Genomic DNA, 26,315 nt, shown 5'->3' with positions numbered 1-26,315 from the left:
TCAATAAAACCGGCCTCCACCTCCTCGATGCGCGCTCTAGCGTTCCTCCTCTTGTTGGTCGCCCTCGCCTACGCCCAGTTGTGCGCAACCTACGCGGGGAGTTTCTTGCCCAAGGGGGTTTACTACGTCGAGTGGCGAGAGCCTACGGTCCTCTACGCGAACGGCTCCGTCGTAGTGTATCTGCCGGGGGAGGGCAACGGCGTAATCTGGGCGTCGGGGCCCGCGAACTCCTCCTCGCCCGTGAGGGCGATCTCTTGCGTCGGCCTAGAGCTCTTGGCGGCTAGGCTGAAGCCGGCCGATACGCCTTGGGGGCCCGCGGCCCCTTTAGGCCTAGCGTATTACGGGCTGGGGTTCTACAACGGCGTCCTCTTGCCGTTGCCCTACGAGGGCGAGGCCGTCAAGGGCTGTTTCGAGCTAAAGGGCTTCTCGGCCGTTAGCCGCTCCCCCCTCGGAGACGCCGCGGCCTACTCGATACAGTTGAACGCCTATGTGGAGGCATCAGGCCTCTACTGGGTTCAAGCCTTGATAAGATATAGGGAGGGCGCCTTTGAGTTCCTAGACAACGTGTGGAACATGACGACGTCGGTGTCCGCGTTGAGAGGGATCGAGGGGAGGGGCTACGTCGGTAGGCTGGGGCCCGACGAGTACTACTATTACTTGACGCAGATGCCCCGTCTCCAGTCGGCGTGTCTCGAAATAAGGGTCGACGGAAACGTCGTGGAGTTCCTAGTGAACGGCGAGTTGTTGGACGAGGTGCGCCTGCCGTCGCCTGGCCGAATCGTGGTGTTGCCGCAGGTCAACGCGAGGGGTCTCCCGATCGATCTAGAGCTCGTCGTCGGCGGCTACGGCGCCGATATGTACATGGCGGAGGCGCTCAACGGCTCCGTCCTCTTATCCCTCTACGTCTGGAACGGCACGGCCTTCTCTAGGCCCCCCGCTCTCTGGAGCTTAGGCCTTTCCACCAAGGAGTCTATCGTCGCGTCGGTCAGCTCGGCCGACGGCTCGGCGCTGGTGTCGCCGGGCGTCCCGGAGGCCCGCCAGTTGTACTTGGAGCCACCTTGTATCTACTTCCTCAACGGCACTGCCGACTGCGGAGGCCTCAAGTACTTGGTGGAGCTGGAGTTGCCCAACGGCACGTCGTATTTATGGGCGCCTCCCGGCCGCCTCTCGATCGAGCTCCCCGAGATACGGTCAGCCGACGTGGTGTACGAGCCGACCGCTCCGGCCGATCTATACGTGAGGGGCCCCGCTCGCGTGAAGCCCAGCTACAAAGCCTTTTACCTTCTGTTTATCAGGACAGCGACAGGAGTCGAGAAGGTCTGGGCGGCGCAAGGGACGTTTATAACTGCCTCGAACTTCACGTTTGTAAAAGACGGCGTGATCTACGCGGGCGATCGGCTGGTCTTCGACAACGGCTCGGCCGAGTTGTTAGTAGTGGAAGAGCCCGGGAACGCGTCCGTGTTGTACGTAGCCGTATATAACGGCACGGCGCGCGACCTCCTGGGCGTCCCCAGCCCTTTGTCCGTCGCAGTTCTCCAATGCGACGACAGGACGGCCTACGCGTTGGCCGGGCCGTTGGGCCGCTACAACGCCTCGATAGCCGATATCGCGGGGCTGTGCTCTGCGCGGGTCTACTCGCCGCCGATATCCCTCTACGTCTTGATCCCCGTATTGTTAATTTTATCGAAATTACTTCGGAGAAGAAAAATTTAAAAATAAGTTACGAGATAGGGGCATGCCTGAAGTAAAGGGTCCATACCTCGGGATGCAGATACCCGAGGATCTGTGCTTCAACACAGATATGGGGAGGAAATGCTTCAAGGACTATAAAGGCAAATGGCTGTTGCTCTTCAGCCACCCAGGCGACTTCACGCCGGTCTGCACCACGGAGTTCATAGCATTTGCCAAGAAGTACGAGGAGTTCAAGAAGAGGGGAGTCGAGCTCTTGGGCCTCAGCGTCGACACCGATATAAGCCACATCGAGTGGAAGAGGCAGATCAAACAGCTATGGGGGGTCGAGATACCGTTCCCCATAATAGCGGACGTGCCGGACTTCCAAGTGGCCAACTTGTTCAACTCCATACCTCCGGGCACCACTACCACAGTCAGAATGGTAGCCCTCATAGACCCCGATCTAAGGCTGGCGTGGTTCGCGTTGTATCCATTGAGCAACGGCAGAAACATAGACGAGATAATACGCGTCATCGACGCGGTGCAGACGACGTATAAATACGGCGTCGCCACTCCGGCCGACTGGAAGCCGGGCGACCCGGTGATAGTCCCGCCGCCGCACAGCTACCCCGACGCCGAGAAGAGGCTCAAGGAGCCCGGCATCGAGTGCAAGACTTGGTGGTTCTGCACTAAGCGCTTGTAAGCTCGCTCTGTTTTTTACCCCATCTATAGCCTATAACATGGTTTTTAAAAGGATATCGAATAGCTCCGACATGGAAGTTAGTTCTAGAAAGAATTTAGTTCAACAAATAGCGCATGAGTTCTGCGACGACGAGTACACGGATTGGAGAGTCTACAAGGCCTTGGCCAAAGTCGAGTGGAACAAGGCAAGGCGGGACGTGTTGAATCGGCTGTCCGAGACCGAAAGGCGCCATTTCGAGTTCTGGCTCAAGTTCCTCCGCTCCTATAGGCCCTCGCTGAAGGCCCGCGTTTATCCGTACTTGTTGACGCTCCTCCGCTTGCTCTTCGGGGCCACGTTCGCGGTCAAGTTGTTGGAGAGAGGCGAGGAGAAGGCCGCGGAGAGGTACAAGATGGCGTTGGACCTCATGGAGACGCCCGAGGACAAGAAGGCCTTGGAGCAAATAATAGAGGACGAGCTGGACCACGAGGAGGCGTTCGTGAAACAGCTCGACGAGGCCATCGTGAAGTACATGAGCGCCTTGGTGCTCGGCATGGCGGACGCAATAATCGAAATAACGGGGACCCACGCAGGCGCCTTGGGCACCACCAGCTCGACTATAATAACCGGCGTCGTGGGCCTCGTCGTGGGCGTGTCGGCCGCTATATCCATGGCCTCCGCCTCCTACTTACAGACCAAACACGAGACGGGGAAATCGCCGACCGTAGCGGCTTTAGTGACAGGCGTGGGGTACGTTGTGGCCGCTGCGTTGATGTCCTTGCCCTATTTCCTCGTGGACAACATATACGCCGCCTTCGGGGCCTCGTTAGCCGTCAGCGTCATGCTCGCGATGATGTTCACGTATCAAGGGAGCGTCTACACCGGCGCTAGCTTCTCGAGGGAGTTCGCCCAGACCGTGGGCCTTCTGTTAGGCGTCGCCGTCCTTGCGTACTTCATGGGCGATGCGTTGAGCTCGGCGTTCGGCATAAGGTCGCTCATAAAGTGATGTGGGAACTGCTCTACAAGAACGGAGAGTGGGTGAAAGAGGAGAGGCCGCACCTCCACGTGCCGAGGGGGCACATAGCGGTTAAGGTCAAGGCCTTTTTATTGGACGACTTCAGCGCGTGGGCGGTTGCGAAAGGCCTCGAGAGGATATCGAGATGGGCCTTCGGCAACGTGGTGAGCGGCGCCGAGACGGGGCAATACGTAGTCGCGCTCGCCGACAACGCAGCCGCCGAATACATCGCCGCTAAGATATATTTCCCGGCGCCGCGGGATCCCGCCGAGGCCCTCGCGCGCGTCCACGCGGCTTTGGTGCTCGAGGCGTTGGACCACTTGCCCAAGTACGAGCCCATCTTCGTGTCGGGCGACGACCCCAGGCGCGAGTACTTGGCCAAAATAGCCCGTATAGGCGAGGGGAGGCGCGGGGTTATTCTTCAGGGGGGCGTCCTCGCGGGCGGGGCCCGCGCAGTGGCCTTGACGAGGCTCTTCGAGGTCAGAGGGCCCGGGCTCGTGAGGGTCCTGGACGTGCCCAAGAGGAAGTACTACGAGGCGGCTAGGGGAGGGCCGAGGCTCCCCGTCAGAGGGCTCGACGAGGTGGCGCCCGGCTTTTGGCAAATTGTTGAAATACAGGGCATCTAAGGCTCCATGGACTCGAGCCTAGAGGCGTATATAACTATAGGGATGGGGGCGGCCTTGTTGGCGTTCGCGGTGGCCGCGGCTACGTTGTTGTACATCTCGGGGATACCCACGACGACTTTGACCGTCCAGACGAAGCTGGGACCTCTCCAGATACAAGACGTGCCGGATCCCTCGGCCGTCGCCGCGGCGGCTATTAAAGCCCTGGCCTTGTTGGTGCTCGGGGTGGTCGGCGGAAAGCTCTTGGAGATAGGGCTTAGGGAGAGGCGCGAGGCCAAGAGATACGCTGAGCGGCAAAGTTGGCAACAATATCAAGACCTATACTATCAACAACAGTACTAGGTCACCACAACAAGAGGAATCTAAACGCCCTTTTGGCCGCCCAACGGCCTATCTGCGTCAAGTACATGGCCAAGAACAAGAGAGACATGGCGGATAGGGCGAAGGAGAGCCAAGTGAGCGCCACGTACGCCGGCGGCGGCAACGCGACGCCGATAGCTTGTTGGGCGCCGATTAGTATTCGGGCGTAGAGCACGGGGCCCACCACGGGCACTAAGGACGCCATTAGGCCGAAGCTGGCGGCGAGGGCTAGCTCGACGGCCGCCAACACGTCGGCCCAAGTCGATGCGTGAATGGCATAGACGAGGTATATGGCCAAGGCCATGGCGAGCGTTAAGTACAACCTCATAGACCTAGACCTTGCGCTGAAATATATTGGTTACGCGCCGCGGATAAGTTTAAATACGCCGACGATAAAGCGCATATGCCATCGCATGGGAGCTTGACCAAGGCGGGGAAGGTCAGATCGCAGACGCCCAAGATACCGCCGAAGCCCAAGAAGAACTTAACACCGCGGAGGAGGAACTCGCGCAACTACCGGAGGAGGATAATCTACGCCGCGTCGGCGGCGCAGCCGGCTGAGGCCGAATGAGCGATATAGCCGAGGCCCTCCTCAAGAGGGCCAGGGAGATCGACTCGCTTTTGTCCAGCATCGCCGAACACCACCCTTATTGGCCCGCCGCGCATTATTTAACCCAAGCGCTACAAGCCCTCTTCGAGAAATGGAATACAGATTTCTCCGACGAGGAGCTCGACGAGTTGATGTGGTATATCGATAAAGCCAAGGACTCCTTGCAGAAGCTAAGGCGCACGTAATCGCGGATTAGACGAACGCGGGGCCGCATCCCGGCGGCTTGTGATATTAATATACCGAGAGGTGTAGGAGTGGCTCCGAGTACTATAGTAAAACTCGCCTACATCTTCGGCGTATTGGCCGCGGCGCTCGCCTTGTATTTGTTGCTCCGCCCCTACTCAGTTATTACGTATTACTCGGGTCCGTTGAGGCCCGGCAACTTCACCGTGGAAGGGGTCTTGTTGATCCACATAAACAACACCAGCGATAGGGCCGTACGCGTGCCGGCGATCGTGGGCGAGTCCATCTACGGCGTCTCGGTCGCGGAGAACATCACGTTATCCGCCCCGCCTCGCGGATCAGCGCTTTACAACTTTACCTTTGCTAAATATCTATATATACCGAATTCTACGGAGCAGGTAAATATAACTATACAAAGTATAAAAATACCACTTATTAATAAAATATTAACAGTATTAATGGTAGTGTTCTTTATACTTATGTTTGCATTCCTAGTTATTGGGTATCTATTCCAGATTACATATAAAATCGGAAATACTGGCGGAGCTATAAAGGAGAATAGTTAAAAAGCTAAGAGAATTATAATTCATGCTCGGGAGGAAAACGATACTCCTGGCCGCCGCTCTGGCCGCCGTCTTGGTGCTCTCTGCGTATCTCTCAACAGCCCAAGCCACTCCGATGCCGCAGACGGTCACAGTCACGGAGGTCCCGAACAATCAAGTCCCGCTCTACTTCCAGAGCGGCAAGATAGATCTACACCTTAACCCATGGGCGCTTCCAGTCGACGTGTTGACGCGGCTACAACAGAACCCCAACTTGACGTTGGTCAGCCCGGGCATGATATCCGGCTACGACCTCTTGTTCAACCCATACCCGAGCAACAAGACGTTCAACCCGTTCGCCTATAGGCAGTTCCGCTTCCTCATGAACTACCTAGTGCACAGGACCGCGATCGTCGACCAAGTGTTCCACGGCTTGGCGACGCCTATGATCGCTTGGCCCGGCCCGTTCGCCCTCGACAGCTACGTGCTCATAGTGCCGTTTGTTTCACAGTTTAACATCCACTACGATCCCACATATGTCAACGCGTCGATATGGGCTCTCTTTAAGCAGATAAACCAGACGGACCCGGTCTGGCGCGGCAGAATACTGTGGAGGAACGGCTGGTACTACATACCGCCCAACTCGACGACGCCTCAGCCCGTCACAATAATATTCTTCATAAGAAACGATGACCCCTATCGTTACCAGATGGGCCTTATGTTCTCCGAGGCCCTTCAAACGCTCGGCTTCCAAGTGAAGCCGATATACGGCACTTTGACCGACGCCCTCAGCACAGTCTACGGCTCCAACCCCGCCGATATGGAGTGGCAGATATACACTGAAGCGTGGAGCATAACGCCGATGCCTTGGGACACAGGCGCTGGAGCCAGCTTCTGTGCCTCTTGGTCCGGTAACATGCCGGGCTGGGGCGAGCCGGGCTATTGGCAGTACGCGAATGCTACTATTGACAACATAACGCAGATGGTGTCGTCCGGCAATTTCACGAGCCTCGACCAGTTCAAACAACTATCCCAGGAGGCCCTCTCCATGTGCTTCCAGGAAGCCGTCAGAGTGTGGCTAGTGGCTAGGTCGGCCCCCTATCCTATCGTCAACAACCTCAAGAACTACATGCCGGCTGTGCTCGGCCTGGAGACGCCATACGGCGTTAAGTTCGCCTACGTGCCCGGCAAGAGCACCCTCACCGTCGGCATGTTGCACGTCAAGCAATTCCCGTGGAGCCCCCTCGGCTGGATAATATCAATGGACGCATACACCGCCGACGACATTCTCGGGTGGCTCTTCGACCCGTTCATGGCCTATGACCCGTTCTCAGGCGAGCCCATGCCCTATAGAGGCTCGTGGTCCGTCCAGCTGAGCCCCAACGGGTCCGCCATATACCCAGTGCCGCCCGACGCGGTGGTCTGGAACGCCACCCTCGGCAAGTGGGTGACGGTGGGACCGGGCCTCAAGGCCAAGGCCGTGATTAGGTATTATTACAACGGCACTTGGCTGGGCACTAACTGGCAGAACGGCCAGCCCATAACCATGGCCGACGTCTTGATGTACTGGTACTGGACCTTCGACTTAGCACAAGGTGCGCCGGACTTCGGCGCCAATGCCAAGTACATAGGCGATCTACAAGGCGCGTTGCAGCCAGGCGTCAGCACCATAGTAGGAATTCAGTTCTTCAAGAACGGCACAGCGGTCGTCTACTCTAACTACTGGTTCCCCGATCCCAACATAGTGGGCTCCTACTATGCCCCCTACTACAGTTGGTCCGTCCCGTGGGAGATATACGCGGCTATGTTCCAAGCATTTAAGGACGGCAAATTGGCCCTCACGAGGCCTGAGGCCAGGTCGATGAAAGTGCCGCAAGTCGACCTAACGGCCAGCGACAGCGCTCAAGTCTTAGCGAGCTATCTACAGCAATGGAGCCGGACGGGCTTTATATGGAACAACGGCTCTTGGGCCTGCGTGCCCGGGATGGGTTGTGTGCTAAGCGCTAACGAGGCCGTGCAAGACTACAACGCCGCGCTCAACTTCTACAACACCTACGGCCATCTATTCATAAGTAACGGCCCGTATATACTTAAGTCCATAGTATCAACCACGCCGCAATCGGCGGTGTTCGTGCTCTGGAGCGGATACCCGTTCAACTACACCTATTGGTACCACAAGGTATACGGCGCAGTGCCTTACGTGCCGCCCAACCCGTTGGCCCAGATAGTGTCCATATCGCCGACGACTCTAGTAGTCGGCCAAGACAACACCGTGACGGTGACGGTTCAGGGAGTCGGGCTACCCATCGCGTATGTGTACGTGACCAACCCCAAGGGCCAAGTGGTGTTCGCCCAGACGGTCAAGTCGAGCGCTCCGGGCCAGTTGACCTTCACGATCCCCGCTAGCGCCGTCTCCACGCCGGGCATCTACACGTTGAACATGTTGTTGTACACCGATAAAGTGACTGTGCCGACCACTTATTCGGCCACGTTGGCCGCCGTAGGGGCCATCACCGTGACGACGAGCACCACAGCGACTGTAACCACGGCAACCACTATGACTACGGTGACTACGGCAACCTCGGCCACGACAGTGGTGACGACTGTGACCTCTACGACGCCTGTCGTGCCCGGCTGGGTCTGGGCCCTCGTGGCCCTAGTGGTGATCCTGATAATAGTAGTGGCGTTCTTGGCGATCAGAAGGCGCTGAGGGACAAAATAAATACCTCTTTTTTCCTATATATTTTCTATGGGTCTATTTAGGACCTTGACTCTGAGAGCCCTCAACTTGGTAGTGCTATTATTCGTGGTGCTGTTCGTGATATCGTACGCGTTGTCGGGCCCGGCCTCTAAATTGCTAGAGACCCAGATACAGACCGAGGCGCGCGCCTTGGTCTCGCAGTTGGCCAAGACGGGGCACTACACGCCGCAACAAATCCAAGACCTCTATAACAGGATAGTTCAAGAGCTCTACAAGTCGTACGGCCTTGACCAGCCGGTCTACATACGCGTGTTCTACATAATATACAACATGCTCGTGTTCAACTGGGGCTATTCGTATTTCCCGGATATATATGGGGTCTCCTCTGGCAGAGTGGCCGACATAATAGCATCGGCCCTCCCCGGCACGATACTCCTCGATACCTTAGGCATACTGCTCAGCGCCTTCATCGGGATTCAGCTGGGGCTGAGGTCGGCGCTTAAATATGGCAGCAAGACTGACCGCGCGGTCATGTACTACGGCGCCGTTTCCAACGGCCTGCCCCAGTGGTGGGTCGGGATATTGTTCCTCTTGTTGTTCAGCTTCTACCTTCAGACTATAAAATCGCCTATCTACTTCCCATCGGGAGGGATCCTGAGCCCGCAATACTACGCCATGTGGTTTAACTCCCCTCTGTCGGTCTTGACCAACGCGGGCGCCCTCGTTGACTTGCTCTGGCATTTCGCATTGCCGTTGGCCACCGTCCTCGTGGTCAACGTAGGCGGCTGGGCCTACTTCGCCAGGACAGTCACGTTGAATACGGCGCAAGAGGACTTCGTGGTCTTCGCGAGGATAAAGGGGTTGCCGGAGGGGCGAATAACTAGCAGGTATATACTCAGGCCCGCGGCGCCCGCGATAATAACCAGCATATTCTTATCTTTGCCCTTCATAATCTTCGGCGGTTTTATAATAACCGAGGCGGTCTTCCGCTGGTGGGGGCTGGGCTACGTCTACAACCTCGCGATATTCGCCCCGACGCCTGATCTGCCCGTCATAGTGGCGCTGACCTACGCGTCTACTTTGTTGTATATAGTGTTGGTGTTTGTATTGGAGATACTCTATATAATTTTAGATCCGAGGATCAGGAGCGAGTGATCATGTCTCGCCGGGAGTTCAGAATACTTGGGATGACGCCGGGGGAGATATGGCGAGGCTTCATATCGACGGCCACGGGAAAGGTGGCGCTCGCCTTCTTCGCGGTGATGGTGGCCTTCTCGGCGTATGCCCTCGTGGCCCTTCCGCCCAACTTCGGTGCGTTGTGGAACACGCCATCGTATTGGCAAGCTAATCCGAAATACGCGCCTCCTGCTTGGATAAACGCGTTCACGGGCAACGCCTATGCGCCCCAGCTGGTCATAAACGATTTCAACTTCACGAGCGGCTCCAGCGGAGGCGTGGAGTACGCCGTGGCGTCGTTCGCCGTCTACAACGAATACGCAAATCCCTGGAGGAACATATACATGATCGTAAACAACCCGGGCATCTACAACGCCACAGCCGTGGCGTACCTCACCGTCGTGAGGCCCGACGGGAGGACCATACAGCTGGGCCCCATAGCGGTCAACAGCAAGTTCGTCGCGTTGGGCCTCTCGCCTCAAGTGATATCGCAAGTCAACTCGTTCTACCAGAACAACTTCGGCGTCAACAACGCAGTGCCGCAAGGCTCCTCGGCCATACCCTACCTCTTCTACACCTTAAAGGACGGCGAGTTGGCGCCGCTGAAAGGCCCATATAAGTTCACTATTACTATCTACTCCTTCGGGCAGACTGCTGTGGAGAAGAAGGACTTCGTCGTGATAATGGAGGGCAACGTGTACGGCCTCATGGGAACCGATTTCCTAGGCCACGACCTCTGGCTGGGGCTTCTAGCGGGCTTCCCCATCGACCTCGCTGTGGGCTTGTTGACGGCGGCCATCGTCGTGGCCTTGGCCATCCTAATCGGCGTGATCTCGGCCTTTTACGGAGGGCTAATCGACGAGATACTCACGAGGGTCACGGACTTCTTCATTCTATTGCCGGCCTTTCCTCTGCTCATAGTGTTCTCCGTATTGTTCCAATGGAGCATATGGGACGCGGTCGTGTTCTTGGCGGCGGTCTCGTGGGGCGGCTCTGCTAGGATCATACGCGCCATGGTGCTCCAGATAAAAAGTTCCCAGTTCATGGAATCCGCGATGGCCCTCGGAGCCGGGAAAGGCTGGATATTGCGCAACCACGTATTGCCGATGGTAATGCCGTATACCCTCTATCTGTTCGTGGTCAACGTGCCGGGCGGCATCTTGACCCTATCTGCTATAAACTTCTTCAACTTGGCCGGCGCCGAGCTGCCCACGTGGGGGAACATTCTCGCATATGCCAATGAGTTCGGCGCATTGACCTCAGGGTACTGGTGGTGGGTTGTGCCGCCCGGGCTGCTCATCACGTTCGTGGCGGTGACGTTCATACTAGTAGCCATGGGCCTCGAGCCCGTAGTTAACCCAAGGCTGAGGCACGCGTGACCATGCCGCTCTTGGACGTCAGAAACCTCAAGCTCTACTACGGGACCGCCAAAGGCGTGTTGAAGGCGCTGGACGGCGTGTCCTTCGAGCTCGAGGAGGGCGAGACCCTCGCGGTCGTGGGGGAGACAGGCTCTGGGAAGTCGACGTTGGCTAAGGCCATAACTAGGGTATGGGAGCGTAACGTGGTGCTCGTGGACGGCGAGATATACCTAGAGGGCGAGGAGGTGCTCCACATGCCAGAGGAGAGGTTCAGGAAAGAGATCCGCTGGCGCAAGATCGGCATGGTGCCCCAGGCGTCGATGAACGCGCTCAACCCCGTGATCACCGTGGGCGAACAGATGGTAGAACCCCTGGTTCTCCAAGGCGTCCCGAAATCGGAGGCCCTCAAGATGGCCGAAGACGCGCTCGAGTCCGTGGGCCTCCCGAGGGACACTATTCGCCGCTATCCGCACCAGCTCTCGGGCGGCATGAGGCAACGCGTGGTGATAGCCATGGCCATAATGATGAGGCCGAAGTTGCTCATACTAGACGAGCCCACGTCCGCTCTAGACGTCATAACTCAAGCCAATATCATGAACTTGCTCAAGGAGCTCAAGGCTCGCTTGAAGCTTAGCTATATATTCATCACACACGACTTGGCCCTAGCCAGCGAGCTCGCGGACTCGGTGGCGGTCATGTACGCCGGCAAGCTCGTGGAGATAGGAAGCGCCGACGACGTCTACGCCGCCCCGGCCCATCCATATACGCAAGGCCTCATCGCCAGCATGCCCACGTTGAGAGTCGACAAACAGCTATCCTATATACCGGGCGAGGTGCCGAGCCTCATCAATCCGCCGAGAGGGTGCCGTTTCCACCCCCGTTGTCCCTACTACTCAAGCGACAAGAGCTTAAAGGGGCTTTGCGACGACAAGGAGCCCCCGGCCTTCGAGATAAAGCCGTGGAGCAACAGACGCCATCTGGCGGCTTGTTGGCTCTATCAATTTAAATCGGGGACTTCGTAGGGGCCATGGCGGTTAAGCTGGCCGAGGACGCGCCTTGGGTGCGCCCCGACTCGTTAGTGGTGGCGCATAGGCTAAGGCTCTGGTACTCAGTCAAGAAGGGCCTCTTCTCGAAACCCATCTACGTGAAGGCCGTCGACGACATAAGCTTGAGCGTGGCCAAGGGCGAGACCCTCGCGGTCGTGGGGGAGTCCGGCTCTGGGAAGTCGACGTTGGGCAGAACCCTCATAAGGCTCTTGAAGCCGACTGGCGGAGCGCTGTACTTCGACGGGAGGGACGTGACGAACGCCGAGGAGTCCGAGCTGAGGGGCTGGTTCAGGAGGAGGGTGTCTATAATCTTTCAAGACCCCTACTCGAGCCTGCACCCCTACCACAGCGTGGGCTTCATCCTCGAGGAGCCGTTGATAATACACAAGGTGCCCAAGGAGGAGAGGGCGGAGAGGGTTTACAAGGCCCTCGAGGAGGTCAAGCTGACGCCGCCCGAGGACTTCATAAACAAATACCCGCACATGCTCTCAGGCGGCCAGAGACAACGCGTGGCGATAGCGCGCGCCATAATCCTAGGCCCCGACTTCGTGGTGGCGGACGAGCCGGTCTCGATGTTGGACGTGTCGGTTAGGGTGGAGATCCTCAATCTGCTCAAGGAGGTCCAGAGAAGGCACAACGCGGCCTTCCTCTACATCACCCACGACATATCCACGGCCAAGTACTTCAGCGATAACATAGCGATAATGTACGCCGGCAAGTTAGTCGAATACGGCCCGTTCCGCTCCGTCATAGGTGAGCCGGCCCATCCCTACACGCAAGCGTTGATAGAGGCGATACCCGACCCCGACCCCAAGAACAGGTTGAGGACGAGGAAGGTGGCGCCCGGCGAGCCCCCCAATTTGGCCAACCCGCCTCCCGGCTGCCGTTTCCACCCTCGTTGCCCATTCGCCATGGATATATGTAAAAGGGAAGAGCCCCCCATGGTGGAGGTGAGGCCCGGCGTCTACACGGCGTGTTGGCTCTACGTCAAGCGCTGAATTGGCGGGGGCCGCGTATTGGGTTCAAGTGCGTTCTATGCGGCGAGTGCTGCCGCCTTTATTGGGTGCCCTTGACGCATAAGGACCTCTTAAGGATCAGCAAGATCGGCCTCGACCCCCGCGAGTACGCGACGCACGTCCCCAAGGACGCCGTGGGCGAGTGGGGAGTCCCCTCGTTTCTCCTCTCCGACGGGCGGGAGCACTACTTGGTGTTGAAGAAACGACTCGACGGCTTTTGCGTCTTCGTGAGGCTGAGGAACGGCCGCTTCGTCTGTTCTATATACGACGCGCGGCCGATTACCTGCCGCTTCTACCCCTACGTGTACGTCCCAGGCGACGTGATCAAGTTCGAGCTCGCCGAGGGGGCCGCGGAGTTCTGCCCGGGCATCGGCAAAGGCCCTGTCAACGACCTATCCGCCGAGGCCGAGGCGGCGCTTCTCAGAGAGGAGGAGCTTGAGGAGTATAAGGCCTTCGTGAAAGAGTGGAACTCCTTCGCTCAGTCTAGGCCCGAGGAGGCGTCGTTTAGGCGCTTCCTCGAGGAGGCGTTGAGGCGCGCCGGCGGCGAGGGGGCAACGCTTTAATCGAGCCCCGCTCGGCTGGGCGTGGTGAGGAGGGGCGAATGGGTCCTCTTAGTGGCTGAGGACGGCTACAAGCTCGTGGTGAGACACACTGGCAGGAGGATAGAGACCATAAAAGGCTTCGTGGAGGCCGCGGCGTTGGACTCGGCCGAATACGGTAGCGTGGTCCCCACGTCGTTGGGGCATAGGCTTTACGTCTTGAGGCCTACGCTGTACGACGTGCTGCCCCGCTTGAGGCACGCTACACAAGTCGTCTACCCGGCCGACGCCGAGTTCATATCCCTAGTAGCCGGCATAGGGCCCGGCTCCGAGGTCGCCGAGGCGGGGACCGGCTCCGGCTACCTCGCGTGCATGTTGGCGTGGAGGGTGGGCCCGCAAGGCAGAGTGCTCACCTACGAGGCGAGGGAGGACTTCGCCGAGATAGCTTGGGGCAACATAAAATCGCTGGGGCTCGAGGGAGTCGTCGACTTGGTGGTCTCCGACGTGACGAAGTCGGGCTTCGGCGCCGAGGGGCTAGACGCCGTGGTCCTCGACATGGGCGCTCCTTGGAATGCGCTGGACGCGGCCCTCGAGGCGTTGAGGCCCGGCGGCGTCTTGGTCGTGTTCAGCACGAGCGTGGACCACGCCCAGAAGAGCCTAGCCGCCATGAGATCCCGCGGCGTCCTCGACGTGAACATGGCCGAGCTGTTCGTGAGGCCTTGGAAGGCAACGCCCGGGGAGATGCGGCCTGAGACCAGGGCCGTGGTCTTCACGGGGTTCGTGATCTGGGGAAGGGCGCCGCCCGCTCGCGGACCACACACATTTTTAACCCGCTCGTGACGAAGTCCATGCAGTTGATCAGAGCCGCGAGGCCCCATCCCAGGGACAAGCTGAAGAGCAATCTGATGGAGTGGTTCCACTGGCTTCTGCGCGAGGCCGAGATCTACGATATAAGATACCCCGTCAAGGGCGCCTTCGTCTGGAGGCCTTACGGCATGAAGATAAGAAGGCTCGTCGAGTCCATAATAAGGGAGTTGCACGACTCGACGGGACATCAAGAGGTCCTCTTCCCCGTGTTTATCCCCTACGAGTTCTTCAGCAAGGAGTCCCAACACATAAGGGGCTTCGAGTCCGAGGTCTTCTGGGTCTCGAAAGGCGGCGAGGCTGGGGAGAGGCTGATATTGAGGCCCACGTCGGAGACCGCCATAATGCCCATGTTCAAGTTGTGGATACAAGACTACAAGGACCTCCCGTTGGCCGTGTACCAAATAGTCAGCGTCTTTAGGGCCGAGACCAAGATGACGAACCCCATGATAAGGGTCAGGGAGATAAGCATGTTCAAGGAGGCGCACACAGCGCATGCGGATAGGGAGGACGCGGAGAGGCAAGTCAAGCTGGCGGTCGAGATATACAAGAAGATATTCGACACGCTTTGCGTTCCCTATTTGATATCGCGGAGACCCGACTGGGATAAGTTCGCAGGCGCCGTCTACACCATAGCCTTCGATACCATATTGCCTGACGGCAGGACTCTGCAGATAGGCACCGTCCACTACTTGGGCACGAACTTCTCCAAAGTCTTCGAGGTCACTTACCTCAAGCCCGACGGGAGCCACGACTACGTCCACACCACGTCGTACGGGATAAGCGAAAGGAGCATAGCTGCTATGTTGATAATGCACGGCGATAACGCCGGCACGACGCTCCCGCCGGTCGTGGCGCCTATCCAGGTAGTGATCGTGCCGATAATATACGGCGAAGAGAGGAAAGTCGTCATGGACGCGGCGACGAGCGTCCTGGAGAGGCTGAAGGCCGCGGGAGTGAGGGCGCATCTGGACGACAGAGAGGACAAGACGCCCGGCTGGAAGTTCTACTATTGGGAGCTGAAAGGCGTGCCGCTGAGGATCGAGATAGGGAAGAAGGACTTGGAGACGAAATCCGTCGTGGTGGCCAGAAGGGACACGCTCGAGAAGTACTCGGTCGCGCTCGACGAGCTGGAAGACGCCGTGAGGAGGCTCTTGGCAGAAGTCGAGGAGAGCTTAAGGCGCTCTGCTTGGGAGAGGCTTAAGGCCTCTGTGGTCAAGGCCGAGGGGCTCGAGGACGCCAAGAAGGCGATAGAGGAGGGTAAAGTCGTCGAGGTGCCCTGGAGCGGCGATAACGACTGCGGCTTGAGGATATCCCAGACGCTGGGGGCCGACGCCTTGGGCGTTCCGGTCGACTCGCAAGCCGATGTGGGCGGCGGCGATCTGCGCGACTTGGCATGCCCCGACAAGAAGGCCAGCTTCTGGCTTAGGCTCTCGGAGCGCTACTAGTTATCCTCTTGGCCACATACACGGCGCAGGTCCAGCTCAAATACGGCAAAGGCCCTATCGAGACCCACTTGGCCTTGCCCCTCAAGAACTCCTCGTCCTCCCTCGACAAGCCGTCTTGGTCCCCGACTATTATCAACGAATCCCGGGTTATCTCGACCTCGTCTATATCGACGCCCGATTCGTGTAAGTAATAAACCGGCCCCCTCCAGCTCGCCACGAGCTCCCGCAACGACGATTTATACCGCTTCAGGCCGAGGAGCTCCTGCGCCAGCTCCCTAGCGCTTCTAGCCCGGGCCCTCTCTACCTCCACAACGACGTCGTCGCAGAAGAGGAGATAGACCTTGACGGCCCCGGCCCTCAACGCCTCCAAGGCGAAGTCCAAGAGCACGTCGGCTCTGCCCTTGACCAACGGCTCCGGCGGAAAATCCCGCCAACAAGCCGTATCAGACTTTATCAAGAAGCTCAAACCGCTAGCGGCGCCCTCTTCTTCCTCTCCTCCCTGGGCCTCACCTTGATCAAGCCGAAGAATATGGCGCAGTTTATGCAGTAAGTCCTCGTGATGTAGTACTTGGGTATTATCGCGCCTTGTTTTTCGAGCTCTTTCGCCAGGTCGGGAGGCACGGGGCTATAGGGGATCGTGACCCTCACGGCCTTGGATCTCGGCATCAGCTTTCCGCAGTTGTCGCAGTGCACTACGGGCTCGTGCCCTTTATCGCCCTTATGTCGACCTCGATTTTTCCTTTTCTTAGGCATACGGCGCCCAGACAGCTGGAGTTTTTTAAAACTTTCGGGCGCCAGATCGGCGTACTAGTATTAATAACTAAGTTCGAGGCGGTCCCGTGATCGAGAAGCTTAGGAAGTACGTGAATTTGGACAAAATCGGCTCGTATATACCGTTGCCTGCCGACCTCGTCACGGCGTTGTCCTTGGCCGTGGCGCTGGGGGGTCTGCCGCTTGTCTGGATATACGGAGTTCCGGCGTGGCTCTTGATAGGCGTAGTGGGCCTTCTCGACGTGCTGGACGGCGCCGTGGCGAGGGCCAAGGGCACCGCGGGGAGGCCGGGCGCTTTGTTGGACTCCGCCCTTGATCGTTACACGGACTCCGTGATATTGCTCTACTTCTACTGGGCCGTCCCCCCTCTTATAACCTACGCCTCGCTCGTGGGGACTTTTCTAATAAGCTACGTGAGGGCCAGGGCGGAGTCGCTGGGCCTCTCCATGCGCGGCGTCGGCTTCATGGAGAGGGCCGAGAGGCTGATCTACCTCATATGCGCGTCCCTCCTCGGCGTTTTCGACAAGGCCTTGTTGGTCTGGGCTCTCTACCTATACGCAGTCTTGGTCAACGTGGCGGCAGCCCTCCGAATCCTCTTAGCCTATAGAGCGCTTAGGCGATGAGCTTATTTACCGAGCTCATCGCCATCCTATGAGCTTGGTGGCGCGGATATCAAACGGCAAGGTCGTCGAGAAGAAGGTAGTGGAGGAGAAAGTCGTAGACGCCGTGAAGAGGGAGGGCGCCCAGCTGCTCAATAAGTGGAACCCCGCGCTCTCCGACTTCATAATATTGAGGGACTTCGTCACGTTGAGCTTCCAGGCGCCTATAACCAGGGAGTTGTTGGAGAAAATAAGGGAGTTCTCGCCGAAAAGAATAGGCGATAGGATAGAGGTCACCGTGCCGGTCTTCGAAGTGGTCTACAACAGCACGTGGACGGGCGACATCATGAAAATCGACGACGCGGTGGTGATAGCGCCCCATATCGACGACTCCTCCGACGAGCAGATCATAAACTCCGTACTGCAAGAGCTGGCGGAACCCGCCGAGGAGTAGCCGAGGCGCGTCTCGCCGACAAGGCTTGCTGGTCTTTCTTCAACCGCCGTTATCCGACCAGCTTGGTCACGCCTCTCAATTCCTCCATGGTGAAGCCGAGCGCCTCGAGCACTTGTTCTACTGTCGTCGCCATGAGGTCTATGTACTTCTTCTCGTCTATCTCGTCGATTCTAGCCAACTGCACCGGCTTCACGCCGAGCGCGTCGCGGGTCTTGATATAGGCAACGACGTCTCCTTTGCCCAACTTGATCCCTGCTACTTTGCTCAAGATCTCGGCGGCTTTCACGTGTTGGGGCTTGTTCTTCGTGTACTCGTCCAAGTCCTTGTTGAGCGATGTCTTAATGGTCAATTTATCGAGCGTTATCCTCCTCTCCCTGAGCCTCGTTTCGTAGTCCTTGACCAGCTCGGATATCTCCTCTCTGACCTTGAACAAGTCGTCCAAGCTGTTAACTGCCTTGAGCTTCTCCACTATCTCGTCCAAAAACTCCTTGACGAAGATAGGCGCGTTGCGCTTCTTCCCCACAAGCCCCTTTATCACCACTCCGCCGTCTGCCGTAACGCCCAGATAGTTCTTCTTCCTCCCGCTGAATAACACAAACCTATAGACCTTGTCTAGGTCTATATCTATGCCGAGCTTCGCGGCGTAGTCCATCAACCCCTTCACCTTCTCGTCGCTCGCCCCGAGGAGGAACAAGCTATCGGTATCGCCGTATATGGGCGCCATGCCCAGCTCTACCGCCCTCAACACAGTGCTGGTCATGACGTACCTCGCGAGGGCGGTCGTCAGCTCGGCCACGGGCGGGCAGTAGAGCGGGAACGTCTCAGCCCCGAAAACGCCGTAGGAGGCGTTTATGAACACCTTCATGGCGCTCTGGACCACGTCGTAAAGCGCTCTTTCTTGAGGCGAGGGGGCGCTCTTGGCCAGCTTCTTATACACGTGCACCCTCAAATCGCGTAGTATCCCCACGAGGAGGCTGGTTATCCCCCTCCGCTTCTTGCATATCCAATGCGGCAGCTCGGCTATGGGCCTCTCGGCGTTCTCGTCGTTTTGGCAATTCACGGTCTCGTACGAGAGGTTCCATTTGCTGATAACAGAGGGGTACAAGGACGCGAAGTCCAACACGTAGATGTTGAAGAAGACGCCCGAAGGCGGGTCCAAAACGACGGCGCCGGCGTATTTCTTGCCCTTTATGACCGCCTTGGTGTACGTCTTCCCCCTAGACGCCAAGATGTCCTCTTGGTTGGGTATCAGCCAGCCCCTCCTCCTGTGTTCGTAATACAGCATATTCCTGATCCACGCCGATACTTGAGACCTCGTCAAGTCCTCGGGAGGCAGCTTGGCTATTCTGGACAATAATACAATCAGCTTCATGACGAGCTCGTCGTTGTACAAAGTGAAGTAGAGCGTAATGAAGGCGTCGCGGAAGTTGTACTCGGCCAGCTCGTCCAACGGGAGCGAGGATATAACGCCTTGTCTTTCTACTTTGCCTACGCCTAGTATGGCCGAGGCTATTGCGTCCAGCCCTCTCTCCCCTCTGTAGACGCCGCCGAAGGCGTAGACCTCGACGGCCTTTATGGCGAAGAACTTATAGAGGTCTATGTGAATGCCGGGGGCGACCGTCACGTAGTCCCTCCTGGCGACTATGGGTATCTCCTCCTTCTTGAAGCCGAGTGCCAGAGCTCTGTTGTAGAGATACGGCAGATCGAAGTTGTCGCCATTGAAGGACACGACTAAGGGGTATTGGACCAATGTCTTGAACACCTCGGCGAGTAGGTCGTATTCGTTATCGAAGAAAATAACGTCGAAATCCGCGTCGACGAAAGCGCTCAAGTCGACCTCCACGCCGGGCCTCTTGAGGAGGAGGACTCTGCGCAAGCCGTCGCTACCCACGAGCGCGACGGAGACCACCTCGTACTGGGCGTCTTTGGGGTTCGGCACCTTGTTCTCCTGCGGAGTGAAGACCTCTATGTCTATCGCGACTCGTTTTATGTGGGGCACGGGGGCTTGGAAGAGCGGTATCCAGTTGGAGGCCTCGGCCCTCTCGTCGTCGGAGGAGAAGACCGAGGATAGGCTCTTGGCGACCTCTTGCGGTATCTCCACCTCCACGGGGACCAAGCCGTTGCCCTCGCCTCTATACCACATGCCAGGTATTATCCCCTTGTCGAAGAGGTAGCTGTGGTGGTACTTTATCTTGGACTCCCAAGTCTTGGGCAGTAGGTCTCTGATGGACTTCCTCCCGCCTCCGATGGACAAGGGGTCCTTGGCGTAGACCTTGCTGACGACTACTTTCCTGTCGGCCAACGCGTCGTACTTCTCTACTACTTCTATGTGGCTGAACCCTTGATGCTTCAACACCTCCGGGAACTTCTCGGCGATTACTTCGGGCGGCAGATCCGATATCAAGTAAGGCCTATGTCCCGTGTTGTCGTACCAATAATACACGACGTCGTTGGCTGGATCGTATAGCTTCACGAGCGCCTTGCCCTCAGCGCCGTCGTAGGTGACCGAAAGGACGATAGATGGAGGTATCGAGGAGGAGACAACGCCTTTTATCCTATACTCGGCCACTTCCTCCTCCTCGAATTCGCGAGTTTCCTCCTCCTCTTCGAGGAAGACCTCCTCTTCGCGCACTTATCCTACTACGAGACACGTTAAAAACTGAGCAACGGTATTATCGGCCAAGGCCGAGACATCGCGGTGAAAACATTTAAAGGGCTACGCAGAGCACCATATATGGTCATTTACGTTTCACCGCATAAGAACGACGCGAAGACGACCATGTCTACGGATCTCAAGAAGATCTTATTGACAGAAGTCATAGGCGAAGTTATACAAGGGGTTACTATATTGGACTCGCGAGGAGTGCCAGTAATACACCATTTACCTAACACCCTAACCGCTAAGACCTTGAGGCAAGTCTCTAACCTAATCGAGCTGGTCAACATCATCAAGCAGAATCAAGACGAAAGTCTCGGCGATTTCCAATACGTCATGGTGAAATATATGAACTATAAAGTTGGTATATTCGAGTTGCCCAATAAAAAAGGTTGGCTCATAGTTTTTATAAATCCGCTTTGGCATATAGAAAACGTAATCCCAAAAATAAGACAATTTTCTTACAAGATAGCACAAGTAATTACTTAGAACGGCCTAAGGCTTGATGGGCCCTCGCAAGCTCGTCTCTGGCTAGGGCCACTATCAAGTTCAACTCGCCGGCCAACACCGCCGACGCTACTATCTCGGCGAACTTCAACGCGTTCGTGCCCGGCGGATCTCCAGATCCCGCCACGCCCAATATCGACAACGCCTCGCGCTGCGTGGGCAGCCAAGTGCCCCCGCCGACGGTGCCCACCTCGAGGCTAGGCAACGTAACCGATATGTAGAGCCCCTCCTCCCTGGGCTCGGTCCAAGTTATGCCCATGCTAGACTCGACGACTTGCGCCACGTCTTGGCCCGTCGCTATGAATATAGCCGCTATTATGTTGGCGAAATGAGCGTTGAAGCCATACGAGTGCGCCAACGCCGAGCCGAGCAGGTTCTTCCTGACGTTGACCTCGTGGACCGCCTCCGGGGTGACGCCGAGCTTGGAGAGGACGTCGCGCCTCACGAGGGCCTCCGCGATCACGGTCTTCCCCCTCCCCATGAGGAAATTCACCGCGTTGGGCTTCTTGTCCACGCACATGTTGCCGCTGAGTGCCACGAGCTTGGCCTTGGGGAAGTTCTCTTGTATATACGTAGCGGCGGCCTCGGAGGCTATAGTGGCCATGTTCATCCCCATGGCGTCCCCAGTCTCGAAGACTAGCCTAAGCCACACGTTGTTGCCCACCACGAAGGGCTGGATATCCTTCAACTTGCCGTGCCTAGTCGTGGACTCAGCGGCCCTCTTTATCTCCTCCCTATGGGCGTTAACCCACTCTAAGAACTCCAAGGCGTCGGCGAGCGAGGGGAGCTTGAAGAGGGGGGCTCTCGCCATTCCGTCCCTCAGAACTCGGGCGCGAGCTCCGCCCGACTCCGTGACGAGCTTGGCGCCTCTATTGACCGAGGCCACGAGGGCGCCCTCGGTGGTTGCCAACGGTATGTAGTAAAGGCCGCGGGCGTAGGCGCCCTCGATTAGGAGAGGCCCCGCGATCCCTATTGGTATTTGGGCCGCCCCTATCGGGTTCTCTATGTTCCTCCCCACGGCCTTGTTGAAGTCGATGACCGTCGACCCTATTGCGTCGAGCTTCACGCCCAGCTTCCTCTCCAAGTACCTCCTCCTGTACTCGGCGGCCTTATTGGAATCGCCTAAGGCCTTGTCCAGCTCGTGTAGCTTCAGTTTCCCGTTATCGATCGCCTCGTAGACCTCCTCCACTCAACGTTTTAATACATTGTCTTATTACGTTTTCGATGCGAGACGTATGGATAAACGGCACGGCTATGGCCCAGACGGGCCGCCACTACGGGCTTAACGCCGACGAGATGGCCGCGCGGGTGTTGGATGAGGCCCTCAAGGACGCGGGCTATCCGGAGATCGAGGCCTTGTTCGTCGCCTCGGCGACTGCGGAGCAAGCCGATAAACAACAGATGTTGGGCGCCTATATAGCGTCCCGCCTAGGCCTCGACAAAATAGCCACGTACAGAGTCGAGAACGCGGACGGCTCGGGCGGGGCCGCCCTCATGGCGGCGGCCATGGCCATACGATCCGGCCTATACAGTTGCGTGGGCGTCGTCGGCGTAGATAAGCCCAACGACGTTTTGTCCAACCAACAACAAGATATATATTCAACTGCCACGGATACAGTCTACGAGAGGTATTTCGGCGCAACGCCGGCGGCCCAAGCCGCTATAATGGCCAAGGTGTACTTGGCCAAGTACGAGTACAAGTACGAGGACCTCGCCTTGTGGCCCGTGTTGATGCACAAGAACGGGGCCTCGAACCCGTACGCCTACATGAGGAAGCAAGCGAAGGTGGAGGACGTCCTGGAGAGCGAGCTCGTCAGCGATCCGCTGAGGCTCTACGACGTCGGCCCCATGGCCGACGGCGCTGCTGCCGTGGTGCTGTGCGATAAAAGGGGCGTCGCTAAACTGTTAGGCATGTGGACCGTCACCAACGCAATTCCCTTCAACAACAGGCCCGACTACGACGTGTTGTACTCGGCGAAGGAGGCCGCCGAGAGGGCCTACAGAATGGCCGGCATAACGCCGCGCGACGTAGCGACCGCCGAGGTGCACGACTCCTATTCCATATTCGGCGTGTTGGCCGCCGAGGCGCTCGGGCTGGCCCCCCGCGGCGGTCTGCTCGCGGCGCTTAAATCCGGCTCCGATCTGAAGGTTAACTTAAGCGGAGGGCTGAAGAGCAGAGGCAACGTCATGGGCGCGACGGGCGTATACCAAGCCGTGGAGGTGGTCTGGCAGCTCCTCGGCCGAAGCCCGTTCAAGAAAGCCGATGGATCCATAGGCGTGATCCACTCCATGGGCGGCGTCGACAAGGTGTCCACAGTGGTCGTGTTGGGGGTATAGGACGTCATGCTCGATATCGACTTCTGACGTTATGGAATATAGCAAAATATATAAATAAGGCGCGTACGGCAGTACATGGAACACGAGTCGGTGCCTCTGTATTGGCGCAACATCACAGCCTATTATAGGCTGGTCGCCAAGCGTTGTAAGAAATGCGGCGAGGTGTACTACCCGCCGGTCCTCAAATGCGCCAAGTGCGGCTCCGCGGAGCTCGAGGACTACCAGCTGCCCCACGAGGGCGAGCTGGTGGAGTTCACGGTGCTGAGGTCCGTCCCCACGGATTTCGTGAAGCAGAAGCCGCTCGTCATAGGGCTAGTGAAGCTGGGCCCCGTGAAGGTCTTGGGGCAAATAGTAGACGCTGTGCCCGAGAAGCTAAAGCCGGGCCAGAGGATTGAGGTGGTCTTCAGGCGAGTCGTCGTGGACGGCAAATACGGCCTAGTCATGTACGGCTATAAGTTCAGGCCGAGGCCATGAGGACCGGCATAGTGAGCTGGGGGGCATATATACCGAAGTACCGCATCAGGACAGAAGATATAGCGGCTACGTGGGGCGACGACCCGCAGAAGATAATCGACATGTATCTGGTCTACGAGAAGTCCGTGGAGGGATACGACGAAGACGCGGTCACTATAGCCGTGGAGGCCGCCAGGAGGGCTCTGAGGAGGGGCGGCGTGGACCCCAAAAGGATAGGGGCTGTGTACTCGGGCACGGAGTCTAAGCCGTACGCGGTCAAGCCCATATCGTCTATACTGATAGACGCCTTGGGCTTGCCCAACAACGCCTTCGCCGTCGATATGGAGTTCGCCTGCAAGGCGGCCTCGGACGGCATAGTGGCCATAACGGGGCTCGTGGAGTCGGGTAGGATAGAATACGGCTTAGCGGTCGGCACGGACACCTCGCAGGGGGAGCCCGGCGAACACCTCGACTACTCGGCCAGTAGCGGAGGAGTCGCCTACGTGATAGGCAAGGACGGCGTGGCGGCCGAGTTCGAGGCCATATACACCTACAACTCCGACACCCCGGACTTTTGGCGCAGAGAGGGCTCGCCGTATCCCATGCACGGGGAGGGCTTCACGGGGGAGCCCGCCTATTTCCGGCACGTAGTCGGCGCGGCCAAGGGGGTCATGGAGAAATACGGCTATAAGGTCTCGGACTTCGCCTATGCTGTCTTCCACCAGCCCAACGGCAGATTCCCCATGAGGGCCGCGGCTATGCTGGGCTTCCCCGCCGAGAAGGTAAAGCCGGGCGTAGTCGTGACCCACATAGGCAACACGTACAACGCCTCAGCCCTCATGGGGCTAGCGAGAGTCTTGGAACAAGCGAAACCGAACGACAAGATTCTGCTAGTGACCTTCGGCTCCGGCGCGGGCTCCAACGCCTTCGTGTTGAACGTAACCGATTTGATCCTCGAGAGGCAGAAATCCGACGTGCCCAAAGTCGACGAGATGATCGCGGATAAGATATACATAGACTACGCCATGTATTTAAAGAATAGAAAGATGATAAAGCTCTTCGAATAACTCCATCCCCCTTTTAATACAGAGGGCGTTGGCTGGAGGCGTGCAAGCGGCGGGCCTACGTCGTTTCTATTCCGAGAGGCCGACGGCCTTACGCAATACGTCGACGGCGAAGGCTGTTGAGCCGAACGCGGAGTTCTACGAGGACGAGCCGTGGCGTTTTCGGGCATCTAGAAGAATGCCAACACGACGAGCGGGCTCTCGTCGGCCGCGCCACAGCGCTGTGGACCCCTCTCGGCCTCGGATTTCCCCTTCCGAGATGTTAGCAGCTCGCCGAGGCGCTAGGGCTTGTGGACATATATCGGATATCCCCGCGGCCCAGCGACGCGCGGAGCCCTTCGCGCGCAGGGCGCGGGCGATAATATCGTTTTTATAGACTTTTAAGTTAAAAATTCGTGCGTAGAGTTGTCTATGCCCCGCAGGCCTACCGACAAGGTTTTACAGAGGAAGGACCAGATAGTGGAGTTGTTGAAAAAGCACGGAGAGCTCACGACCAGCGCTATAATGAGGCTCACGGGCATGAGCCACTCGCAGATCTTCTACGTCTTGAAGATACTAGAGCGCGAGGGGGTGATAAAGGAGGTGAGGCGCGGGAAGATAGCGTATTGGCGCCTCAATGTTGAGCAAGAAAGCGGACTTAAAGAACAGTGAGCTGATAGGCGTACTCGGGGCCTCTATTATCTGCGCGAAACAAGGCTGCGAGGCGGACGGCCCCGAGATCCGCATAGGGCCCCACACCATTAGGCTATACCAAGGCCCGCCCAAGGCGGAGGCTCCGAGGAGGGAGAGGGGAAAACAGTTGAGCTTGTTCGACCTCACCAAGAGCGCAACGCGCGGGGCGGTCGAGGCCCAAAGGCGACCCGGCGTGGGGGAAAGGCCGAGGAAGCCCGAGGCCAAGAGGGAGGAGGCGCCTCCCAACAAGGAAGAGCAACCTGCGGCCGCCGCGAAGCTCGAGCGGCGGGAGGCCTTGCGGGTCGAGGATGTCTCCGCGGTCCAAGCCCCCCAGCAAGAGTCGGGGGATCGGCTCGATCGGGCCAGGCTAGTGGAGAGCGTGGCGGGCGCCACGGGCCTCAGCCCCGTCGACGCGGAGCGCGTGCTGAACGCCATCATGACGTACCTCTCCAGCTACCCGAGCGTGGGCGTGTTGAGGCTTCTAGACGATATTAGGAGGAGCGCCAAGGTGGACCCCGATATTGTCAAACGTGTCTTAAACGTATTGAGGGCCTACGACGTAGTGGAGCTACACGAACTCGGGGTAGTGAACTTGAAGAAGAGGGTGGAGTTCAAAACGGAGACGAGGCTCTAGCTGGCTGCCCTGCGCGCAGGCACGTATGCCTCCGTTCTGTGCCCCTTGACCGCCAATACTAGATCGCCCCTCTCCTTCAACGCCCTGAGCGCTTTTTGGGCCACAGTCATCTTAACGCCGTATTTGTTAGCGACGTCGTACACAGTGACGACGGGCATCGACTGAACGTCCTTGGCCAACGCCTCCAGCAACTTGTCGAACGCGGATTGGGCTTGCCTCTTGGCGCCCCCCTCCTCCTTCTTCTTAGCCTTAGCTTGCGCTTGTTGTTGCTGTTGTTGGGCTTTTTCGGCCTTCTTGGCCAATTGGCTCAAAGTCGGCCTCTTCTTGCCGCCCATGA

Annotated in this window: 30 protein-coding genes; 24 read left to right on the top strand and 6 right to left on the bottom strand. The window is 57.9% G+C overall.

What is annotated here, in order from left to right; all coding sequences use genetic code 11:
* Window positions 1–27 precede the first annotated feature (27 nt).
* The 5 genes from ACZ5PA_RS06855 (at window position 28) to ACZ5PA_RS06835 (ending at window position 4,330) form a co-directional block, all read left to right on the top strand.
* Window positions 28–1,713, top strand: a complete 1,686-nt coding sequence (locus ACZ5PA_RS06855) for a thermopsin family protease (RefSeq protein ID WP_464929601.1) — start codon at window positions 28–30, stop codon at window positions 1,711–1,713.
* Window positions 1,714–1,735: 22 nt separating this feature from the next.
* Complete coding sequence (locus tag ACZ5PA_RS06850; protein WP_464929600.1) at window positions 1,736–2,374, top strand: peroxiredoxin; 639 nt, start codon at window positions 1,736–1,738, stop codon at window positions 2,372–2,374.
* Between the two features lie 70 nt (window positions 2,375–2,444).
* On the top strand, window positions 2,445–3,356 hold the full coding sequence (locus tag ACZ5PA_RS06845) for a VIT1/CCC1 transporter family protein (protein WP_464929599.1): 912 nt from the start codon (window positions 2,445–2,447) through the stop codon (window positions 3,354–3,356).
* On the top strand, window positions 3,356–3,991 hold the full coding sequence (locus ACZ5PA_RS06840) for a hypothetical protein (RefSeq protein WP_464929598.1): 636 nt from the start codon (window positions 3,356–3,358) through the stop codon (window positions 3,989–3,991). Before ACZ5PA_RS06845 ends, ACZ5PA_RS06840 begins: the two co-directional genes overlap by 1 nt.
* Before the next feature lie 6 nt (window positions 3,992–3,997).
* Window positions 3,998–4,330, top strand: a complete 333-nt coding sequence (locus ACZ5PA_RS06835) for a hypothetical protein (RefSeq protein ID WP_464929597.1) — start codon at window positions 3,998–4,000, stop codon at window positions 4,328–4,330.
* 1 nt (window position 4,331) lies between these two features.
* On the opposite strand, the gene ACZ5PA_RS06830 is transcribed toward ACZ5PA_RS06835, so the two are convergent.
* Window positions 4,332–4,676 (bottom strand): hypothetical protein, encoded by a 345-nt coding sequence (locus ACZ5PA_RS06830; RefSeq protein ID WP_464929596.1) that lies wholly within the window; start codon window positions 4,674–4,676, stop codon window positions 4,332–4,334.
* Between the two features lie 75 nt (window positions 4,677–4,751).
* Between ACZ5PA_RS06830 and ACZ5PA_RS06825 the strand changes: the two genes are divergently transcribed.
* From ACZ5PA_RS06825 to proS, 11 genes are all read left to right on the top strand, one after another.
* Window positions 4,752–4,919, top strand: coding sequence for a 30S ribosomal protein S30e (locus tag ACZ5PA_RS06825; RefSeq protein ID WP_464929595.1), 168 nt, complete (start codon window positions 4,752–4,754; stop codon window positions 4,917–4,919).
* Window positions 4,916–5,143 carry a hypothetical protein gene (locus tag ACZ5PA_RS06820; protein WP_464929594.1) on the top strand — a complete coding sequence of 76 codons (228 nt, stop codon included), beginning with the start codon at window positions 4,916–4,918 and terminating at the stop codon, window positions 5,141–5,143. Before ACZ5PA_RS06825 ends, ACZ5PA_RS06820 begins: the two co-directional genes overlap by 4 nt.
* Before the next feature lie 69 nt (window positions 5,144–5,212).
* Window positions 5,213–5,707 (top strand): hypothetical protein, encoded by a 495-nt coding sequence (locus tag ACZ5PA_RS06815; protein WP_464929593.1) that lies wholly within the window; start codon window positions 5,213–5,215, stop codon window positions 5,705–5,707.
* 22 nt (window positions 5,708–5,729) lie between these two features.
* Entirely contained in the window at window positions 5,730–8,393 is a 2,664-nt protein-coding gene (locus ACZ5PA_RS06810; RefSeq protein WP_464929592.1) for an ABC transporter substrate-binding protein, read from the top strand.
* 39 nt (window positions 8,394–8,432) lie between these two features.
* Window positions 8,433–9,539 carry an ABC transporter permease gene (locus ACZ5PA_RS06805; RefSeq protein WP_464929591.1) on the top strand — a complete coding sequence of 369 codons (1,107 nt, stop codon included), beginning with the start codon at window positions 8,433–8,435 and terminating at the stop codon, window positions 9,537–9,539.
* Window positions 9,540–9,541: 2 nt separating this feature from the next.
* Window positions 9,542–10,939 carry an ABC transporter permease gene (locus tag ACZ5PA_RS06800; RefSeq protein WP_464929590.1) on the top strand — a complete coding sequence of 466 codons (1,398 nt, stop codon included), beginning with the start codon at window positions 9,542–9,544 and terminating at the stop codon, window positions 10,937–10,939.
* A gap of 2 nt (window positions 10,940–10,941) precedes the next feature.
* Window positions 10,942–11,940 (top strand): ABC transporter ATP-binding protein, encoded by a 999-nt coding sequence (locus tag ACZ5PA_RS06795; RefSeq protein WP_464929589.1) that lies wholly within the window; start codon window positions 10,942–10,944, stop codon window positions 11,938–11,940.
* A 5-nt stretch (window positions 11,941–11,945) separates the two neighbouring features.
* On the top strand, window positions 11,946–12,962 hold the full coding sequence (locus ACZ5PA_RS06790) for an ABC transporter ATP-binding protein (protein WP_464929588.1): 1,017 nt from the start codon (window positions 11,946–11,948) through the stop codon (window positions 12,960–12,962).
* Between the two features lie 65 nt (window positions 12,963–13,027).
* Window positions 13,028–13,543: a YkgJ family cysteine cluster protein gene (locus ACZ5PA_RS06785; RefSeq protein WP_464929587.1), complete on the top strand. Its 516-nt coding sequence runs from the start codon at window positions 13,028–13,030 to the stop codon at window positions 13,541–13,543.
* 21 nt (window positions 13,544–13,564) lie between these two features.
* Window positions 13,565–14,359, top strand: a complete 795-nt coding sequence (locus tag ACZ5PA_RS06780; RefSeq protein WP_464929586.1) for a tRNA (adenine-N1)-methyltransferase — start codon at window positions 13,565–13,567, stop codon at window positions 14,357–14,359.
* Between the two features lie 8 nt (window positions 14,360–14,367).
* The gene (proS, locus tag ACZ5PA_RS06775) at window positions 14,368–15,831 is read left to right on the top strand and encodes a proline--tRNA ligase (RefSeq protein ID WP_464929585.1); all 1,464 of its coding nucleotides are present in this window, start codon (window positions 14,368–14,370) and stop codon (window positions 15,829–15,831) included.
* Here proS and ACZ5PA_RS06770 read toward each other — a convergent pair.
* On the bottom strand, window positions 15,809–16,297 hold the full coding sequence (locus ACZ5PA_RS06770) for an RNA methyltransferase (protein WP_464929584.1): 489 nt from the start codon (window positions 16,295–16,297) through the stop codon (window positions 15,809–15,811). The genes proS and ACZ5PA_RS06770 overlap by 23 nt on opposite strands.
* A complete protein-coding gene (locus ACZ5PA_RS06765) occupies window positions 16,294–16,584 on the bottom strand; it encodes a 30S ribosomal protein S26e (RefSeq protein ID WP_464929583.1) in 291 nt (96 codons plus the stop codon). The genes ACZ5PA_RS06770 and ACZ5PA_RS06765 overlap by 4 nt, the downstream gene beginning before the upstream one ends.
* Before the next feature lie 86 nt (window positions 16,585–16,670).
* On the opposite strand from ACZ5PA_RS06765, the gene ACZ5PA_RS06760 reads away from it, so the two are divergent.
* Both ACZ5PA_RS06760 and ACZ5PA_RS06755 read left to right on the top strand, forming a co-directional pair.
* Window positions 16,671–17,225 carry a CDP-alcohol phosphatidyltransferase family protein gene (locus ACZ5PA_RS06760; protein ID WP_464929582.1) on the top strand — a complete coding sequence of 185 codons (555 nt, stop codon included), beginning with the start codon at window positions 16,671–16,673 and terminating at the stop codon, window positions 17,223–17,225.
* A gap of 28 nt (window positions 17,226–17,253) precedes the next feature.
* Window positions 17,254–17,655, top strand: a complete 402-nt coding sequence (locus ACZ5PA_RS06755) for a DUF2286 domain-containing protein (protein WP_464929581.1) — start codon at window positions 17,254–17,256, stop codon at window positions 17,653–17,655.
* Window positions 17,656–17,704: 49 nt separating this feature from the next.
* Here ACZ5PA_RS06755 and ACZ5PA_RS06750 read toward each other — a convergent pair whose 3' ends face one another.
* Entirely contained in the window at window positions 17,705–20,287 is a 2,583-nt protein-coding gene (locus tag ACZ5PA_RS06750; RefSeq protein WP_464929580.1) for a DNA-directed DNA polymerase I, read from the bottom strand.
* A 102-nt stretch (window positions 20,288–20,389) separates the two neighbouring features.
* On the opposite strand from ACZ5PA_RS06750, the gene ACZ5PA_RS06745 reads away from it, so the two are divergent.
* Window positions 20,390–20,800, top strand: a complete 411-nt coding sequence (locus ACZ5PA_RS06745; protein WP_464929579.1) for a hypothetical protein — start codon at window positions 20,390–20,392, stop codon at window positions 20,798–20,800.
* Here ACZ5PA_RS06745 and hmgA read toward each other — a convergent pair.
* Window positions 20,793–22,007: a hydroxymethylglutaryl-CoA reductase (NADPH) gene (gene hmgA / locus ACZ5PA_RS06740; protein WP_464929578.1), complete on the bottom strand. Its 1,215-nt coding sequence runs from the start codon at window positions 22,005–22,007 to the stop codon at window positions 20,793–20,795. The genes ACZ5PA_RS06745 and hmgA overlap by 8 nt on opposite strands.
* Before the next feature lie 35 nt (window positions 22,008–22,042).
* Between hmgA and ACZ5PA_RS06735 the strand changes: the two genes are divergently transcribed.
* The 5 genes from ACZ5PA_RS06735 (at window position 22,043) to ACZ5PA_RS06715 (ending at window position 25,978) form a co-directional block, all read left to right on the top strand.
* A complete protein-coding gene (locus ACZ5PA_RS06735; RefSeq protein ID WP_464929577.1) occupies window positions 22,043–23,155 on the top strand; it encodes a thiolase C-terminal domain-containing protein in 1,113 nt (370 codons plus the stop codon).
* Between the two features lie 75 nt (window positions 23,156–23,230).
* Entirely contained in the window at window positions 23,231–23,629 is a 399-nt protein-coding gene (locus ACZ5PA_RS06730) for a Zn-ribbon domain-containing OB-fold protein (RefSeq protein WP_464929576.1), read from the top strand.
* A complete protein-coding gene (locus ACZ5PA_RS06725) occupies window positions 23,626–24,675 on the top strand; it encodes a hydroxymethylglutaryl-CoA synthase (RefSeq protein ID WP_464929575.1) in 1,050 nt (349 codons plus the stop codon). Before ACZ5PA_RS06730 ends, ACZ5PA_RS06725 begins: the two co-directional genes overlap by 4 nt.
* A gap of 408 nt (window positions 24,676–25,083) precedes the next feature.
* On the top strand, window positions 25,084–25,323 hold the full coding sequence (locus ACZ5PA_RS06720) for a FaeA/PapI family transcriptional regulator (protein WP_464929574.1): 240 nt from the start codon (window positions 25,084–25,086) through the stop codon (window positions 25,321–25,323).
* Window positions 25,289–25,978 (top strand): hypothetical protein, encoded by a 690-nt coding sequence (locus ACZ5PA_RS06715; RefSeq protein ID WP_464929573.1) that lies wholly within the window; start codon window positions 25,289–25,291, stop codon window positions 25,976–25,978. Before ACZ5PA_RS06720 ends, ACZ5PA_RS06715 begins: the two co-directional genes overlap by 35 nt.
* Here ACZ5PA_RS06715 and ACZ5PA_RS06710 read toward each other — a convergent pair.
* Window positions 25,975–26,313, bottom strand: coding sequence for a 30S ribosomal protein S25e (locus ACZ5PA_RS06710; RefSeq protein WP_464929572.1), 339 nt, complete (start codon window positions 26,311–26,313; stop codon window positions 25,975–25,977). The genes ACZ5PA_RS06715 and ACZ5PA_RS06710 overlap by 4 nt on opposite strands.
* Window positions 26,314–26,315 lie beyond the last annotated feature (2 nt).

This window comes from Thermoproteus thermophilus, assembly GCF_055392855.1.
This window is presented reverse-complemented; position numbering and strand designations above follow the sequence as displayed.